We start from the raw sequence: 15,567 nt of genomic DNA on the forward strand, positions 1-15,567 counted from the left end.
GGCGGGCCACTATAACGTCAACAGTGTAGACATAAGGGGTGACGGGTGCAGCGTGAATACGGTCGCAGTCCCCGTGTCACACGGGGACTGCGACGACGCTCAACCGCGGGCGGCTATCAGCTCACGGCCGAGCGAATCATTGATGCCGCGACGAATCTCCTTGAGCGTCGCGGCCCAGAAGGGCTGAGTGCCCGTAAGCTCGGCATGGCTCTTGGCGCCGATCCAACGGCGATCTACCGTTATTTCACCGGCATGGACGACATCGTGCTGGCGGTCGCTGACCGCCTCCTGGGCAGGGCGATCGCAGGTTTTGTTCCCGACAGCGACTGGCGTCTTGCGTTGCGTGACCTCGCCTGCCGGGTACACCGCGTATACGTGGCCCACCCCCACGTGGCGCAGGTAGCGTTCTGTCGCGTGACACGACGGCCTAACGAGTTGGCGTTCGTGGAAACCGTGCTCAGAATTCTGCGCGAGGCGGGATTCACCACTGATGAAGCGGTGCTTCGTTATCGGGCCTTGGCCGACACCATGCTCAGTTTCGCGGGACAGGACGCCGGTGCCGAAGTATTGCCAGCAGAAGTCCTTGAAGGTGACGATTCGGCGTGGCGCGCCGCTTACAGCGAGGTGAGTTCCGATACCCACCCCTACATCAAGGAAGCGCGCGGGCTGCTGGCCGAGCAGATGCCGATAAGTTCCTTTGTCACCGCATTGGACTTCCTACTGGCCGGATTCGGTAACCCGCGCAACAACTGATACGCCACGGCACGCTGCGGTTACGTCTGCCGCCACGCGTCGGCTTTCAGGGGCCGGCTAGGCGAAGGGGAGCGCGGGTCCCGGGCTGCCCACTGAATTCGGACAGACTCCGAGTATTAAACATATTGATGCCCTTGATGTTTCACCTAGACTCCAAGAATCGTCGGTCTGATGTCCTTTGCAGGCCGGCCATGAAGCACGCGATCCAGGGGCGTGACGCAGCTGAACAGTCTGGGCTGCACGGTCAAGAGCAAACTGGATTTCCGACGGGTTAAAAATACGAACCTGCTCACGGAAAGCGCCTTTCGGTGTTTTCGGAGCTTATGTCAACGGGGTAGACGCTAACTCCGGTCTGGTCTTCTATTTGTCCTTATCGCGTTAGGAATCGAATAGCGGCTCAGCGCTGGCCTTCCCGAAAGGAACTCAAATGAAATCAGTTGGTCTCGGGCGGTTTAGGCACGGAGCCTTCATGCGATGTGTCTGGATCGTTGCGAGCGTTACCGGCTTACTTATCGCTGGAACCGGAACGGCGGCAGCGGGTCTGGACGATGAACTCAGCTTGGTGGACGGCAAGGGCCGGACTTTGACGATCCAGCAGTGGGATACGTTCCTCAACGGTGTATTTCCGCTGGACCGCAACCGGCTTACCCGTGAGTGGTTCCACTCCGGCCGTGCGGTGTTCGCAGTCACGGGACCGGATTCTGAAGCGTTCGAGGGCACACTGGAACTTGGCTACCAGGTGGGCTACCCGTGGTCGTTGGGCGTGGGTCTGAACTTTAACTACACGACCCCGAATACGTCGATCCTCTATGGCATTCCGAGCGTATTTCCCAATGGCGGTCCAGAGGCCTCTTACGTACAGACCACGAATCTGCTACCTAGTGCGGGTATCAACGTCGATCTGGGCAACGGTCCGGGAATCCAGGAAGTCGCCACGTTCTCCGTTGCGGTTACTGGAGCGAAAGGCGCTGTTGCAGTGAGTAATGCGCATGGCACCGTGACCGGGGCCGCGGGCGGCGTGTTGCTGCGTCCTTACGCCCGGCTCATCAGTGGGGCGGGGGACAGTGTGACCACTTACGGTGAAACCTGGGACATGAAGTAGCCCGCGAGTACCGAGCATAAGTGCCACCCTGACATTGGGCTCCACGGTCGTCGCCTAGTCATTTTGAGCCCGCCATGTGGCATAACTGGTATTGGTCACGTCGCCATCAACCAGGTGCGGACTGCATTGTTCGATGTAACAGTGCTTGCGCTCGACGCGACCGTGGACACCCAATGCAGCTCAATTCAGTGCTGGCCGGGCGTGATCGGCGGTGCCGCAGCGCACATAACTAGATTGGTGTGCCTGCCCGGCGTGCTTTCCGGGAGGCGCAGGGATGCCCGAACTTTCGTATTTACACGCAGGTTTCGAATTCTGGTGTGCCAGTTTCGGTGTCCTGATTAGGGTCCGTTCCGGGTGAGTTTTCCGAGGTGAGTCACCTGGAAGTTGCCGACTTGGGCATCTGGACTCGCTGCGAGCGGCCTCGGGCACTGTGTGCGGTAGTGACACGGTGCCCGGCGGCGTCTAGCCTGACGGGCAAACAATAAGCGGTTCGAAGGGATTGGTTGTCACTGTGTCTGATGGAAGCAGCAAGCGCCGTGCGTTGATCATCTTGTCCTCTGCCCGTAGATTGCCGCTGAGCTCACCGAAGTCAGTGCCCTCGATCCCGATTGGCTTCTTCCACGTCGAGCTGGGGCAGGTGCTTGCCGAGTTCGAAGACGATTACGAGTTCACGCTCGCTACGCCCGATGGGGAGTTGCCGCAGATCGACACGAACGGCTGGTCTATCCCCTGGCATGCGACCGATCAGATGACTTGGGTTTACGGGAACTCCGTTGCGGAGTTCACCGACCCGAGTTTCACAGTTGAGGGCTTCCGGGCGAAGTACCCGGAGCTCGTGGATCGGCGGGCCCGGGAGCTCGACCTACTCAAGAGGCACCTGGGGAGGCTGCCGGTCACCGAGCCGTTGGCCCACACCGACGCCGAAAACCTCGCCTATCGGCAGGAAGTGCTCCCGCAGATCCAGACATGGCCAGTGAAAAAGTACTTCTCGCTCCCGGAGCTGGTACGCAAGCACCGCGATCCCGACGACGAGTTCAGTTTCGCCGACTTCGATTTCATTCATGCGCCGGGTGGTCACGCCCCGATGGTCGATTTCCACAAGAACCCCTGGATGGGCGAGGTGCTGCACATAGCCAGGGAGAACAAGGTGTACATCTCCCTGATCTGCCATGCGCCGATTGCCTTGACCTCCACCAATTTTCGGGTCGACGAGAACGAGCAGCCTTATGCGGTGCGCGAGAACTCGTTCTGGGCCGCCGAGGTCACCACAGTGAGTACCACAGGCGAAACCGGCATGCTCGACTACGGCTATGTCAATATCCCCGGCGAACTCACTCGCCTGGAGTACTTCGTGGACGAGGGATTACGCGAGGCCGGCTTCAACGTCATCGCCGCGACGGTGCCGACCTCACTGTTCCTGCTGCCGAGCCCCGAGCTCGGGCTGGTCACGGGCAACGGCCCGCAGACAGTCGACATCCAGGCGTCCGACATCCGCGGCAGAGTCACCAGATAACCGCGTGTTCGTGAAGTGCAGATTGCAGAAAGTTGCGGCGACGCCGCCCGAGATCTACCAGCGCAAGTTGTGAATCTTGAACTTTCTTTTGTTTTCCCGTCATGAACGCCAGGGCTAGCGTGGAGGCGTTCTCGGGCGTAACTGACATATGAAACCTCGAAAATGGAAGGGCCACCAAGCCGATGGAATGGATCAGCTGGTTGAGCAGCCCGCGGAGACGATCAAATGACTGATACAGACGCAGCAGCCGGGCGGGTGGCGATCGTAACCGGGGGTTCGCGCGGTATTGGGCGTGAATGCGCTGAACGGCTCGCCGCTGACGGATACGCCGTCGCAGTGGTATTTGCGGGCAATCAGGCCGAGGCCGACAGCGTTGTGCAGGCCATCGGTGATCATGGTGGCCAGGCATTGGCGATCAAGGCTGATGTCGCGGACGAGGCAGATATGGCCGAGGCATTCACCACCGTCGAGCGGGAATTCGGGGGTGTTGATGTAGTGGTGCACGCCGCCGGTGTTATGACGCTGGCGCCCTTGGCGGATATGAGCCTTGAGGACTTCGACCGCATGCACCGGGTCAATGTACGGGGAACGTTCATCGTTGATCAGCAGGCTGTGCGCCGGATACGGGCGGGAGGGGCCATCATCAACTTCGCCAGTTCCGTGGTTGACCTGGCGCTGCCCACCTATTCGGCGTACGCGGCGAGCAAGGGGGCAGTCGAAGCTATGACGCTGATCCTGGCCCGTGAGGTCCGCGGGCGCCGGATAACCGTCAATGCGGTATCGCCTGGCCCGACGGCAACGGCGCTGTTTCTTGATGGCAAGGACGAAGCCACTATCGAACATATGGCGGCCCAGCCACCGCTGGAGCGCCTCGGCACACCCGCTGACATCGCTCAGGTGGTCACGTTTCTGGCCAGCCCCGGCTGCTGGATCAACGGTCAGGTGATCCGTGTCAACGGCGGAATCATCTAAGGCGCAACCAACTTCGCAGCGGCGCTGCCCGTGAAGTCCCGTCGGCCCAACTGCTCGCCATAAAATTTTAGGAGACCTATGTCCAAGATCATTATCATCAGCGGGGCCTCGAGCGGATTCGGCGCTCTGAGCGCCCGCGCGCTCGCAGATGCCGGCCACACCGTCTACGCCGGGATGCGTGATACCGGCGGCCACAACACTGCCCAAGTTACTGCCGCCGCCCAGTACGCCCAGGACCACCGCGTTGACCTGCGCACCGTTGAGCTAGACGTTTCGTCACAGGAATCTGCCGATGGTGCCGTTGCTTCGGTGCTTGCCGACAGTGGGCGCCTGGACGTTGTGATCCACAACGCCGGGCACATGGTCACCGGCCCCGCTGAAGCGTTCAGCCCAGAGGAATTCGATGCCATCTATGACACGAATGTCCTTGGAACACAAAGGCTTAACCGCGCCGCGCTGCCTGTGCTGCGCTCGCAGGGGCAGGGCCTGTTGCTCTGGGTTGGCAGCACTAGCACCCGCGGCGGCACCCCGCCCTACCTTGCCCCGTACTTCGCGGCCAAAGCAGCCATGGACGCCTTGGCCGTAAGCTACGCCGCCGAGATATCCCGATTCGGTGTGGAGTCCACCATCATTGTTCCGGGCTCATTCACCCACGGCACCAACCACTTCGCCAACAGTGGCCGCCCCGCTGATACGGCAACTGTCGCCGCATACGAACAGCGCTACCCCAACTTGATGCAGCAAGTCAGTGAACGTCTAGCCGAGCTTGCGCCACCAGATGCCGATGTCGCCGACGTCGCCGCCGCGATCGTCGACGTCGTCGCAATACCTCACGGCAAGAGACCATTCCGTGTTCATATCGACCCAGCCGACGACGGTGCCGCTGTCGTCAATGCAGTCGCCGACCGGATCCGCACCGAATTCCTCACCCGGATCGGGCTGGCTGATGTACTACACCCAACAGGCACCGCCAGCGCCTAGAAGCCAAGCTCGATCGTTGCAGGCCAGGTGTCGCGACGGGTAGTTTCGTCGTTGCGGCACAACTTGATCCGGAAAATATATGGAAGTTAGGGAGGCTATTTTGGTTTCGCCCACAAAAGATCTGGAGTTGGTGTCCGACGATGCTGTGCGGGCTGCGTTGGCTGCCTGGCAGGCACGTGATAGCGCCGGTTGGCTGGCAGCCTTTGTAGACCAGCCCTCTTTGACCGATGACGGCCAGCCTCGCGACTTCAGTGCGTTCAGCGCTGAAATCGGCAACGAGTACTTCACCGACATTGAGCAGGTCGACGCTGAGGGACGCACCGTGACCGGACACTTCCACAGCGAAACCTGGGGAGACTTCCGGACCTTTTTCCGCTTCGTTCTCGGCAGTGAAGGTAAATTCGAACGGTTGGAGATCGGACAGGCCTGACTGACCCCGACCGGCAAGCGGTAGCGGCCCGAAGGCAGGCGCCACCAGGTGCTGTGAAGGCTATTCTGATGCCCCGATCAACCCCTGCCGGTATCGCCAAGAACCCACTCACATTTTCGGCAATAGGTTGGCCGCGTGTGTGAGGGAGTCGATGATCTCGCCTACAGGAGCGATATCGCGGGCGCGGTGAGCGCGGAAATCCCAGGAAACGCTGCCTCCGCCAGCCGGGATGACAAAGGCGCCCCCAAGTTGTGCGATGTCGCCGGTCGATTGGATGGGGTATGTCCCTTCCCTAGCCAGCCGCAGCAGATGCGGCAGATTGGCCGGTCCAAGCGTGCCGATCCGGCTTCGCCACAACCCCATCGTCCGGTATAGCGTCTGGTCTGCGGTCGTGAGAATAGGGAACTGGGCGCCGGTGTTTTTACGGAAGGCAAACCCCTGGATGGGGGTGCCCAGGCCGATCAGCACCACAGCGCCGACTGCGTCGATCTCTGCCTGCCGGGCGGTCAGGCTTTTGGCCTGTTTCTGGGCGGTTGCGCTGCCGAACTGCTGCAGGAACACCAGCGCAACCGGCCTTTCCGTCCAGTACTCCTGTAGCTCATGCCAATGGTGGCGATCATCGAGAAGTCGCTCGTTCGCGATGACGTCAACGCGAGTCATGGTCTATAGACCTGCTTTCGCTGGAGTGCCTTGTTCTTCTCTTGCAGACAGGGTTCCACCCTTGCCTTGCTGCAGCGCGAGTCCCGGGTTGTGGGTGAATGGCGCTCGTCCTGTACCTAAAGTCCGGCGTGCTGCGTTGTGGTAGTAGCCCCAAGTATCGAAACCGAAGAAGAATGAGAAGACGCGATCCACCACCGGGGTTTTGACCAGCCTGGCGGCCAGACGTATCAGTAGGGTGCCGATCTTCGGGCGGATCGTCATCCTCGACAGATCCGAGATTTCCCGCACATACGGGGACATCAGCGGGATCGCCGCCCAGGTCAAAACCCGGGCTCCCACGCTGATCGGAAGCATCGGCCACAACGGGAATAGTGGCGGGTGCAGCAGGAAGTCGATCATCTCTTGGGCTGGCCGTGTGAATGCCACGATCTGCTCCTCGGCGTCTTGCACCCATTTCCGGACCTCCTCCGGAGTGAGTGGAAGCTCCCCCGAGGGGATCCCCAGAAGTTCCGCAACGATGTGCTGCTCAGCATAGAAGTCGCGTTCGTCCTGCTCTGTGGCATCGGGATCGCCGAATGCCTTGTATGCACGCCACAGGTGAGGCCAGCCCATCACATAGGTGAACTTCAGCGCTTCGACGTGGTTGGCGCGGTATGACTCGCCGGTCGACGGCAACTCGCCGTTGACACGGGAATGGCGGCGGAACAGATCCCGGCCCAGCCGATCGGCCATCGCGGTATCCCCAAACACCGCGCCCGAGAAGAACTGCAGACTGCGCCGAACCCGACCGAGGGTGTCTGTGTAGTAGACGGAGTGTTGCCCCACTCCGTATCCGCCGACCGGGTCCAGCGTGGCGATAAACAGCCCCGACATCGCGCCCATGCCGGACACAACCAGGTTGTTGTAGATCTTCCAGCTGATCGAGTCCGGGCCAAAGTACCCATCGTCGATACGCTCGGCGCGCGCCATCTTCAACGCCCTGCCACCATCGTCGCCATGCAGCCGAAGTAGCCAGTCCCACTTTGGATCATCTCCGGAATCCGTATCACCCATCCGGTGCAGAGCGTTCGTCTTAGGACTCATCCAATATCTCCTTCACACGTCCATCCGGCGCGAAGTAACACCGCTGAATAAATACGGGTACTGACAGTATCAGTAACAATACTTCCGGATATATGCAGACCACGGCAAGAGTTGGGACGGTTGACGCCCCTGGGGGCGGCTCGATGATTGGCGCGGGCGTTCAGGAAGCAGGAAAAGAATTCCCTGAAAGGCTTGCGTCTAATTGATTGGGGAGATCATTCCACCATTGACATAGATGGTCTGCGCAGTAACCCACCGCGTTTCCGGTGCGGCCAAAAACCTCATGACGGGCACAACATCCTCAGGGTCGCCGAGTTCGCCCGTGACCGTTTGTCCTTTGAGCCATGTCAGCGTGTCCTCGGTTTCGGCGCCGTACAGAAAGCTGGTCTTCTGGGGTCCTGGGGCAATACAGTTTACCGTGATTCCCCGTGATCCAACCTCTTTCGCGAAAGCCTTTGTGAAGTGTTCAACGGGTGATTTACTTCCAGCGTAGGCAGAGTAAGTAGCTGCCGTCACCGCGACTTGGGTGGTAACCATGTTGATAATTCTGCCGTTGTCGGACATCTTCGAGTATGCTTCTTGCATAAGAAAAAAAGGAATCTTTGCGTTCACTGCGAATGAGTTGTCAAACTCCGCCTCGGTTGTTTCCACGAGCGGCTTCCGCACGATTACACCTGAGGTATTAACCAGGATGTCCCACCTGCCAAAATTCTCAATAGCCACATCAACTAACTCAGTTATTTGGCTGTTGTCAGTCAGATCTGCCTGATGCGAAATGGCCTTGACGCCTAGTTTTTCAAGCTCTTGAACAACCCCGTCAGCTTCTTCGCTGCGCCGTGGGCTGTTGTAGTGCACCAGGATATCGGCGCCGTCTGAAGCCAAGGAGTGCGCAAAGAGACTGCCAAGATTTGCTGATCCTCCAGTAACTAGGGCGAGCTTACCTGCTAGTGGACCTGACATGTGAGACCTTTCGTATTCAATAGATAGATCAATACACTTAATCAAGATATCGGAACAACTCGCCCGGAAAATTGTCGTAAAATCTCATAACGGATGGCAATGTGAATAATTTCGAGAGCAACGCATGTGAGCGATTGGTCAAGATAAGGCATAGCGACCAGGGAGTCGGGCTAAGCCGCAAATCCACATACAATCAGCGTTCGAATCGCCGTGCCCGGAATGTTTTCCGCCGCCCGCCAGGAAGGTCATTTCTCTGCTTCAGGCGTTTCTGCGGATTGGACCTCCCTCAGTTTTGTCGACTGGGATGTCAGTAAGGTACACCGCCATGGCGCGGTCTGCCTTGGGAGTTCAGCAGAACAAATAGAAGTTTGAATACCACAAGCACAACTTGTGAGTGTCTCAGCCGAACATTCGGTACGTGACGCGCCCAGCACCTTCACAAGTTCCACCTAGCGAACGGACGCTCACGGTGAGCGGCCTGCAGCCTCGGACGGTCACGCCCTGTCCGTCGACCGGCGAAGGAACTGGCCTGCCCCAACGGGAGGCGGCGGCTGGCTGGCCTGCAAGCGGACGGTGCATATGTATGTAAAGCAGTCCCCAGTTCCGGTTGCTGCTAGCAACGACTCGAACGCCCGACCTTCTGATCAAGAACTGTTACCGCCGATAAGCGCTTTGCCACAGACGATTCCGCAAGACGGAATATCGGTCGATTCGGGTGACTCGTAAAAACGTCGTGCCGTACCTATTCCGATATCAGGCGGCGGATCGCGGCTGTGACCAGGGCGTGGTCGGGGTCAGTGACGGCCGCTCGCTGGCTGATCTCACGGTAAGAGGGTGCGCGCTCGGCGTATGGCCCATGACACCTACTGCCTTCTGAAACACCTGATACGCCGCACCGCGAATCGCCAGCGCGCATGATCACCGCAGATCGCAGTGGTGTGGCCTTCGTAGGCCACTAATGCATGGCAGTGGTTGCGTGTAGGTGGGCTTTGGCGAGTGCGAGTACCCATTGCGCGCCGGTCATTGTTGGTGGCGGGTTGAGCCAAGCCTCGCTGATGGCGGGTGCGGATTCCTCACGTAGCCAATTGATGATGGCCTGGGCGTGTTCAGTGTCATCGGCTGGTGGTTGGGTTGTGTCCAGGGGGATGTTTCTGTGTTGGGCTGTGAGGCTGAGCCCGTCTTGGATTTGTGCGGTCCATTCGTAGACGAGGTCGGATGCTCTAGTGCCGCGTGGCGTGGGCGGACCCAGATCGGGAAACTGGGCTTCGAGTGCTCGATGTAGTGGGGCCAGGAGTTGTAGCTCGCGGCGAGCCTTGCGTCGTGTTTCCCAGGGTGGCCAGATGATTGCGGCAAGGAAAAGCGGGGGCGCGGCCAGGCCGGGTGCTATCTGAAATAGTAGGTAGTGACTTGGCGGGACCGGTTTGGCTAGATGTAGGGCCAGGGGGGTCCATATTCCGCCGTGAATCACTGGGAATAGTTGGAATACTGATGCGGCCGTGAGGAATCGCATGCCTTTGCCCGCGGGGGACTGGTCTGCTGCGCGCAGTCCTAGCAGTATGAGATGGGCGAATATCGCCGCGGCGTAGGCGTGCGTGATGATGGTCGCTGCTATCAGTGGGGTCTGGTTACTGATGGTACCGATCGCATAGGGGCTGCGGTCGGGGATGGTCGCGGTTGCGCTGATGAGCAGGACGACAGTAAGCGTTAGTAACGCAGATCCGGTGATTACGCGAATGCCTTTGCGCAGGAAGGACTCTCGCGCAGTCGTGAGGCTTAGTGCGAATGCGTGCAGGCTCGCTGCCGGCACGATGATCGTGCCGGCAGCGAGCTGGAATGCCTGCAGCGTGTCCGGGAGTGCGGCCCAGATGTATTCGATATCCGATAGCACCCAGAACCACAGCGACGTGACGAATGCTGTGATGGCGGCGCCGGGGATTGACGGGTGCAGCCACAGGCGCCATATCCGGTAGATCACCAACGGGAAGGTCGCCACGAGCACGACGAAATGAAGAATCTGCACGTCAGTTCAGGGCGTCATCGATGCGGTGCCGTGACAGCCTTTCTCCCTCGGCGGCAGCACGTTCCAGGCGGCGTAGCAGCAGGCTGGCGAACCTTTCGGCGGCGACTTCTTCGCGTGGCCAGGCATGGGTTTCATCGCAGGAGCGTTGCAGCATGTAGGCCACCAAATCAGTGGAGGCAGCCTGCATCTGGCTGTTGAGGTAATCGGCGACGGGTTGTCCGTGATGTCCAAGAGCGATGTGTCCGAGTTCGTGGGCAATCGTTCGCTCGCGTGAGAGCGCACCGGGCCGGATCCGCAGCACGTCCCGATCGGGGAACGACAACCACTGACCGAACACCCCCGCTGGCAGGACTTCATCCTCAATGGTGATCGACTTGCCGCGGTGCAGCCCCCAGGCTTGGATCAAATCCTGTACCGATGAGGTTTCAGTTGGGGCATTCGCGAGCACCTCGTTCACTGCAGACCGGATCTGGGAAGCCGCCAACCATCCGGTGCGCGCCAGTATTTGGCCCAGAACAGGATCTTGCCGACCGCGCACCTGCTCAAGCTAGCAAATCAGCCGCGCGTTCGGCAAAGGCTGCGCGAATCGTCCACAAGAGAAAGTTGTGGATAGCCCAGTGTCGTCCTCCGAGAGTTGTGCTCCCGCAAGTGTTCAAAGGTGGATGATCGGAGCCAGACGACAGTCTGCTTGGCCAACTTCCAGTAACTGCGGACGCACGGGGACCCAGGTTCGCTGCCCTTCTGGGCTGTTCTTGCCGCAATGGCCTCTCGATGGCTAACTTGTGGGGATGTCGGGTTGGCGGAGTCATTGGCGTCGGGCGGGCCGGTCCTCGGCTGACGGCGAACAGTTGGCGGTTGTTGCTGCGGTAGACGCGGTATTGGCCGGGCTACCGGTCTCGAACTGTTCGGTGTCTTCGGTGGCCCAGGCGTGGATGAACGCGGCCGGTCGGTCGTTGACGATCCAGGATGTGGTGTTGCCAGCGGGGGTGTTCGGGCGGTGGTTGTCGTTGCCGGATCGCGACGTTGTGCAGGTGGGAATTGGTGTGGTGGGCCGAGATCGCACGATCGCGCATGAACTGGGGCACATGGTGCTGGGACATCGGGGCCGCCCGGTGACCGAGTATGTGGAGGGGCTGGTGCAGGCGGCGTCTTCGGACTTGATTGCGCATATGTTGCAGCGGGCGTGCTGTGATGACAATCAGGCCATCTCGGGAGTGTGGCGGCAGGACGAGGTGGCTGCCGAGTGGTTCGCGGGGCTGTTGACGCGCCGGGTGGAGGCCGGCTATCGGCGCAGGCCCGGGTGGGGCCATGGCCTTGACGACGCCATCGGATGACGCTGTCGTCGGTCGTCGCGGCCTGGGATCAGTTGCCTCCGGGATTGGGGTTTCTACCGGTCGCCAACGCGGTGATATTGGTAGGCCTACTGCCTGTGATGGCCTATCGGGTGTGGCGGTGGCGGCAGCACCGCTCACCTGCGACGGCGATGACAGCGGTCGCGGCCGGCGGGTTGTGGCTGTGGGTTCTGCTGAGCTGGTGCTGGGAGTTTCTGCCGCCGGTCATACAAGCTATGGAGATATGCGGTGGCCCGGGTGTGATCATGGTGTCTGTTTTGCAAGTGTTCGTCGTCAGCCTTCGCCGTAAGATCCAGTCGCGACAAATGTGGCTTGTCGCGGCGGCCGGATCGAGTGTGCTTGCCGTGATGGCTGCTGCGATGATGGTCGGCAACGCCACATCGCTGGATCTGCTTTCCTATCGGTTCGATGTGGCCGGCCACCCAAACAATGCGGGTCTGATAGTGGCACTTGTTGCCGCGAACCTGTACATCGCGGCGGTGCTTGTGCAGGTGGTCTGGCTCGGCCTGCGTAGCGCCGAAAACACCCCTACAGGGTGGGGAGTGGGACTATTGGCGGTCGGCTCAGCATCATGCCTGGTATCGGTGGCCCATGACGGTATCGCCATGCGCAGCACCGCCGCCGGCGATCCTGGGTTTGTGTGGTTCAAGGCCGTACCGGCAGTTGTCGCTGTGCTCTGCATCGTGGCCGGGTTCACAGCTCCGCCGCTAGTGCTGTACTTACAGGCGCGCCGAAAACTGCGCCAGCTCAACCCGATCCGCCAACACCTGATCGATGCTTTGCCGAACCTGGATGCACCACTTGCCCCAGGCATCAGCCACACAGATGTGGTTCACGAGTGGTGCAGCCAAATCCAGGACGGGCTCACCCTCACCGCACAGCAGCGCTACACGCCATTGTCGGGCGCCGTGCCGCCGACGATGTTGAATGAGCGGGCCGACGCAGTGGCCGGCTGGCTGGCGGGCATTCCGGAACCAAACCTGAACTGCCAGTGGCTGACCACGCCAGAAGCGGTGACCGGACAGGCCTGGATGTTGGCGATCGCCGCGGCGTACCAGCGCTACGTCTCGGAGGTGGGTTTGTCGGGCAGTCCTTCGGCGGTGCGTAGGTGATTGACCATGTCGGCAACGACTTGGCGCGCCCCTTCTGAGAGGCCGTAGCTGCGTTCGGCGATCTCGCGGACTTTCGAATCACGCAGCTGCACAATCAAATCTAGGTCTTCATCAATCTTCTTGGCGTAAGTGGCGTCGTAGAAGTAGGCGGGGCTGACCTTGAAAAATGCCGCTAACGCGGTGACAATTTCGGGTTTGGGGTTGGTGCGGGTGCCGTTGCGCAGGTGCGATAGGTAGGGCACCGAGATCTTGACATCGTGTTCGGCGATCCCGGCTACAACCTCAGCGAGGTTGTAGGGACCGCGCCCCGCCGGGTGCACGGTCTCCATCAGATGAGCTATCCGCTCCGAAAACTGCACCACAACTCTTGCCTCTGCGTATCTGCTTGCGTACCGGTCTTGTCCCCACAGTATCTGCCCTTGCGGAATCTACTGTAGCCACCTTCGCTTGATGTCTCAAGGACATCACTTGACAGTCACGTTTTACTAACCGTACAGTTCTGTTAGCTGTAGGGGTTCCCGCAGTCGTATATCGCACACCCGCTTCGGCGCTATAGGTCACGGGAAGGCCTGTCACACATGTCAATAACACGATCACCACTGCAGCGCGCGACCGGCGTCGCGGCAGCCCTGAGTGTTGCGATCGCAGCGGCGTCTGCCTCGACTCTGGCGGGTCTGGCTAGCGCTGATCCGCAGGTGATGCCCGATCAGCAGCAGCAGTTTGTGACCGATGACGGCTGGACTGTTGGGTTGACGATGACCAATGAGGTGATCGATCACATCGACAACATCGCCGGGGCGAGCAACTCGTGGCAAGCCCGGGTGTCCTATCGAGCCGAGGCCACCATCAGCGGTGCTGGTGCGGCGGTCATTCAGGACGCACAGCTGGAGACCGGGTACTTCGTGGGCTGCCGCACCGATTCGTCCTCGGGTGTGGAACTCGGCGGCGACCTGGGTTTGACGCTTAGCCAGCAGCTGTCCGGGCAGGCTTACGGCGGGGCTTATGGCGGTGGCCAAGGCGGCTCGGGAGGTGGCGGTGGCCAGGGTGGCGGTTTTGGTGGTGTCTCCGGTGGTGCCTCGGTGGGAGCGCAGGAGCACATCGGCGGCTATATGCGTGTGCTGCTCAAGCCGGGTGGTTTGGCGCAGTTGCCGATGGACCGGATCAATTTCCGCAACATGCACGCCGTCTCCCAAGTACGCAACCAAAACGTCGAAGCGGACGGCTGCGGCGGCCAGGTCAAGATCCAGTCCTTCGCGACGTTCCGGATTCGCACCGAAAACGGCAACGACACCCAAACCGTCTACGGCGAGCCGAAAGATCTGTGATGACAAAGGTTTCCACAACGTCATTTCTGCGGCGTTTGATCCTGTTGGGCCTGACGATCCTGGCGGCCACGTTGATGGTCGTACCCACCGCCGGGTCGAAAATGACCGTCGGTGTGGCAGCGGCCGATCCGGCGGCTCCGACTCCACCGCCGTTGCCTGCGCCGCGGGAGATGCCCGCTGATGCGCCGCGTATCAACAACATTGGCGGCGCCAAAGTCTCCTCGAGCACCCCACAGGGGGAGGGCAACGGCATGGGACAGCCGTTGGCTGCCGCACGTGAGCTGTCGAATTTCACGGTGCCGATGTTCGCCAAGGACGGCATATTCTTCCCGACCACCTGGGCCGGTAAGAACATCGCCATCCACCTACCAGGCGAAATGACCTTGCAGGCCGCGGCCTGGACCGGGGACGGCGGCGCCACCTACGCCTCTAATGATGTCGACTACCAGGTGGTCCCGTTCTCCGGAGGCGGCGGCGACATCGTCATCCGCCGCAAAACCATCTTTTCGCCCTCGGATATGGCCGTCGGGGTGAAGATCCCCGAAGGCACCCACCTACGCCAGGGCGCCAACGTCGTCTTGGTGGAATCCGACGCACACCCCGGCGCCCCATCACGGGTAATCGGCACCTTCTCCATCCCTGTCGCCCGTGACACCAATCGCGCCGCGATCGACGTGACTCCGGGTATCGGGCCGGGCTTTCCGAAACAGACCAACATCCTGATCAACCTGGGCCAGGCCAACATTTTCGCGTTCCCCATTGAGATCACCCTGTCCTACCGCGCCTCCAACACCCCCACCTCCGGTGCGCTGACTGCGGACTGGGACGGCATGCCCAACGGAGTCAACGCACCCCAAGTCATCACGGTGCCAGCCGATTACGTCACCGACGTTGAAGGCAAGTACCGGCCTGCAGGCGTTGACCCCGTGCTGTACGCCGAGCGGCACAACGGCATGTGCCCAGGCGGCCCAAGCCAATACCGCTCACCCGACGGGCGCACCGCAGACTTCACGCCCGCATGCATGCGGCAACAAATGTGCCTGGACGCCGCACCGCGGGGCACCTCGGTCGACGTTTGCAACAACACCCTGTTCGCCAACATGTCCACCAACTGCACCGCCGCATTCGGACAGACGGGCGACCAGTACGACACCTGCCTACGAGTGGCCAGCGACGAAGCGGCCTGGGTCAAAGCCAACATGCTCACCGGAGCACTCTGCCAACCCATAGCGCCCAACACCAACACCCGCAGATTGCCCTCCAACAACAACGCCTACTGCGGCACCATCAACTAGCCCGGGATA

The 15,567-nt window shown here is 60.6% G+C and carries 16 protein-coding genes; 10 read left to right on the plus strand and 6 right to left on the minus strand.

Annotated features, from left to right (window positions below; all coding sequences use genetic code 11):
- The first annotated feature begins 45 nt into the window (after positions 1–45).
- From AB0H22_RS17105 to AB0H22_RS17130, 6 genes are all read left to right on the plus strand, one after another.
- A complete protein-coding gene (locus AB0H22_RS17105) occupies positions 46–753 on the plus strand; it encodes a TetR/AcrR family transcriptional regulator C-terminal domain-containing protein (RefSeq protein ID WP_134147430.1) in 708 nt (235 codons plus the stop codon).
- A 469-nt stretch (positions 754–1,222) separates the two neighbouring features.
- Positions 1,223–1,855, plus strand: coding sequence for an MspA family porin (locus AB0H22_RS17110; protein WP_180751538.1), 633 nt, complete (start codon positions 1,223–1,225; stop codon positions 1,853–1,855).
- Positions 1,856–2,366: 511 nt separating this feature from the next.
- A complete protein-coding gene (locus AB0H22_RS17115) occupies positions 2,367–3,368 on the plus strand; it encodes a hypothetical protein (RefSeq protein WP_358147584.1) in 1,002 nt (333 codons plus the stop codon).
- 225 nt (positions 3,369–3,593) lie between these two features.
- Positions 3,594–4,340: an SDR family oxidoreductase gene (locus AB0H22_RS17120; protein ID WP_180751534.1), complete on the plus strand. Its 747-nt coding sequence runs from the start codon at positions 3,594–3,596 to the stop codon at positions 4,338–4,340.
- A gap of 78 nt (positions 4,341–4,418) precedes the next feature.
- Positions 4,419–5,321, plus strand: coding sequence for an SDR family NAD(P)-dependent oxidoreductase (locus AB0H22_RS17125; RefSeq protein ID WP_134147436.1), 903 nt, complete (start codon positions 4,419–4,421; stop codon positions 5,319–5,321).
- Positions 5,322–5,421: 100 nt separating this feature from the next.
- Positions 5,422–5,751, plus strand: coding sequence for a hypothetical protein (locus tag AB0H22_RS17130; protein WP_180751533.1), 330 nt, complete (start codon positions 5,422–5,424; stop codon positions 5,749–5,751).
- A gap of 108 nt (positions 5,752–5,859) precedes the next feature.
- Here AB0H22_RS17130 and AB0H22_RS17135 read toward each other — a convergent pair whose 3' ends face one another.
- The 5 genes from AB0H22_RS17135 to AB0H22_RS17155 form a co-directional block, all read right to left on the minus strand.
- Entirely contained in the window at positions 5,860–6,411 is a 552-nt protein-coding gene (locus AB0H22_RS17135) for a peroxiredoxin-like family protein (RefSeq protein ID WP_134147438.1), read from the minus strand.
- A gap of 3 nt (positions 6,412–6,414) precedes the next feature.
- Positions 6,415–7,494, minus strand: coding sequence for an oxygenase MpaB family protein (locus tag AB0H22_RS17140; RefSeq protein WP_134147440.1), 1,080 nt, complete (start codon positions 7,492–7,494; stop codon positions 6,415–6,417).
- 198 nt (positions 7,495–7,692) lie between these two features.
- Positions 7,693–8,454, minus strand: coding sequence for an SDR family oxidoreductase (locus AB0H22_RS17145; protein ID WP_134147442.1), 762 nt, complete (start codon positions 8,452–8,454; stop codon positions 7,693–7,695).
- A 955-nt stretch (positions 8,455–9,409) separates the two neighbouring features.
- Positions 9,410–10,474 (minus strand): hypothetical protein, encoded by a 1,065-nt coding sequence (locus AB0H22_RS17150; protein WP_358147589.1) that lies wholly within the window; start codon positions 10,472–10,474, stop codon positions 9,410–9,412.
- A 1-nt stretch (position 10,475) separates the two neighbouring features.
- The gene (locus tag AB0H22_RS17155; protein ID WP_358147592.1) at positions 10,476–11,012 is read right to left on the minus strand and encodes a hypothetical protein; all 537 of its coding nucleotides are present in this window, start codon (positions 11,010–11,012) and stop codon (positions 10,476–10,478) included.
- A gap of 394 nt (positions 11,013–11,406) precedes the next feature.
- On the opposite strand from AB0H22_RS17155, the gene AB0H22_RS17160 reads away from it, so the two are divergent.
- Together AB0H22_RS17160 and AB0H22_RS17165 are read left to right on the plus strand one after the other, a co-directional pair.
- Positions 11,407–11,808 (plus strand): hypothetical protein, encoded by a 402-nt coding sequence (locus AB0H22_RS17160; RefSeq protein ID WP_358147952.1) that lies wholly within the window; start codon positions 11,407–11,409, stop codon positions 11,806–11,808.
- On the plus strand, positions 11,805–12,938 hold the full coding sequence (locus tag AB0H22_RS17165; protein WP_358147594.1) for a hypothetical protein: 1,134 nt from the start codon (positions 11,805–11,807) through the stop codon (positions 12,936–12,938). Before AB0H22_RS17160 ends, AB0H22_RS17165 begins: the two co-directional genes overlap by 4 nt.
- Here AB0H22_RS17165 and AB0H22_RS17170 read toward each other — a convergent pair.
- Positions 12,887–13,300, minus strand: a complete 414-nt coding sequence (locus AB0H22_RS17170) for a helix-turn-helix transcriptional regulator (protein ID WP_180751530.1) — start codon at positions 13,298–13,300, stop codon at positions 12,887–12,889. The two genes, AB0H22_RS17165 and AB0H22_RS17170, sit on opposite strands and share 52 nt — an antisense overlap.
- Before the next feature lie 336 nt (positions 13,301–13,636).
- Between AB0H22_RS17170 and AB0H22_RS17175 the strand changes: the two genes are divergently transcribed.
- Both AB0H22_RS17175 and AB0H22_RS17180 read left to right on the plus strand, forming a co-directional pair.
- On the plus strand, positions 13,637–14,263 hold the full coding sequence (locus tag AB0H22_RS17175) for an MspA family porin (RefSeq protein WP_358147955.1): 627 nt from the start codon (positions 13,637–13,639) through the stop codon (positions 14,261–14,263).
- A complete protein-coding gene (locus AB0H22_RS17180) occupies positions 14,263–15,558 on the plus strand; it encodes a hypothetical protein (protein WP_358147596.1) in 1,296 nt (431 codons plus the stop codon). The genes AB0H22_RS17175 and AB0H22_RS17180 overlap by 1 nt, the downstream gene beginning before the upstream one ends.
- The last annotated feature ends 9 nt before the right edge of the window (positions 15,559–15,567 follow it).

This window comes from Mycobacterium sp. NPDC050853, from assembly GCF_040653875.1.
In the GTDB taxonomy this organism is placed as follows: domain Bacteria; phylum Actinomycetota; class Actinomycetes; order Mycobacteriales; family Mycobacteriaceae; genus Mycobacterium.

Coding starts and splice junctions, on each gene's coding strand:
- AB0H22_RS17110 (WP_180751538.1), top strand. CDS start 1,223: ATGCGATGTGTCTGGATCGTTGCGAGCGTTACCGGCTTACTTATCGCT.
- AB0H22_RS17120 (WP_180751534.1), top strand. CDS start 3,594: ATGACTGATACAGACGCAGCAGCCGGGCGGGTGGCGATCGTAACCGGG.
- AB0H22_RS17125 (WP_134147436.1), top strand. CDS start 4,419: ATGTCCAAGATCATTATCATCAGCGGGGCCTCGAGCGGATTCGGCGCT.
- AB0H22_RS17135 (WP_134147438.1), bottom strand. CDS start 6,411: ATGACTCGCGTTGACGTCATCGCGAACGAGCGACTTCTCGATGATCGC.
- AB0H22_RS17140 (WP_134147440.1), bottom strand. CDS start 7,494: ATGAGTCCTAAGACGAACGCTCTGCACCGGATGGGTGATACGGATTCC.
- AB0H22_RS17145 (WP_134147442.1), bottom strand. CDS start 8,454: ATGTCAGGTCCACTAGCAGGTAAGCTCGCCCTAGTTACTGGAGGATCA.
- AB0H22_RS17160 (WP_358147952.1), top strand. CDS start 11,407: ATGAACGCGGCCGGTCGGTCGTTGACGATCCAGGATGTGGTGTTGCCA.
- AB0H22_RS17165 (WP_358147594.1), top strand. CDS start 11,805: ATGACGCTGTCGTCGGTCGTCGCGGCCTGGGATCAGTTGCCTCCGGGA.
- AB0H22_RS17175 (WP_358147955.1), top strand. CDS start 13,637: ATGCCCGATCAGCAGCAGCAGTTTGTGACCGATGACGGCTGGACTGTT.
- AB0H22_RS17180 (WP_358147596.1), top strand. CDS start 14,263: ATGACAAAGGTTTCCACAACGTCATTTCTGCGGCGTTTGATCCTGTTG.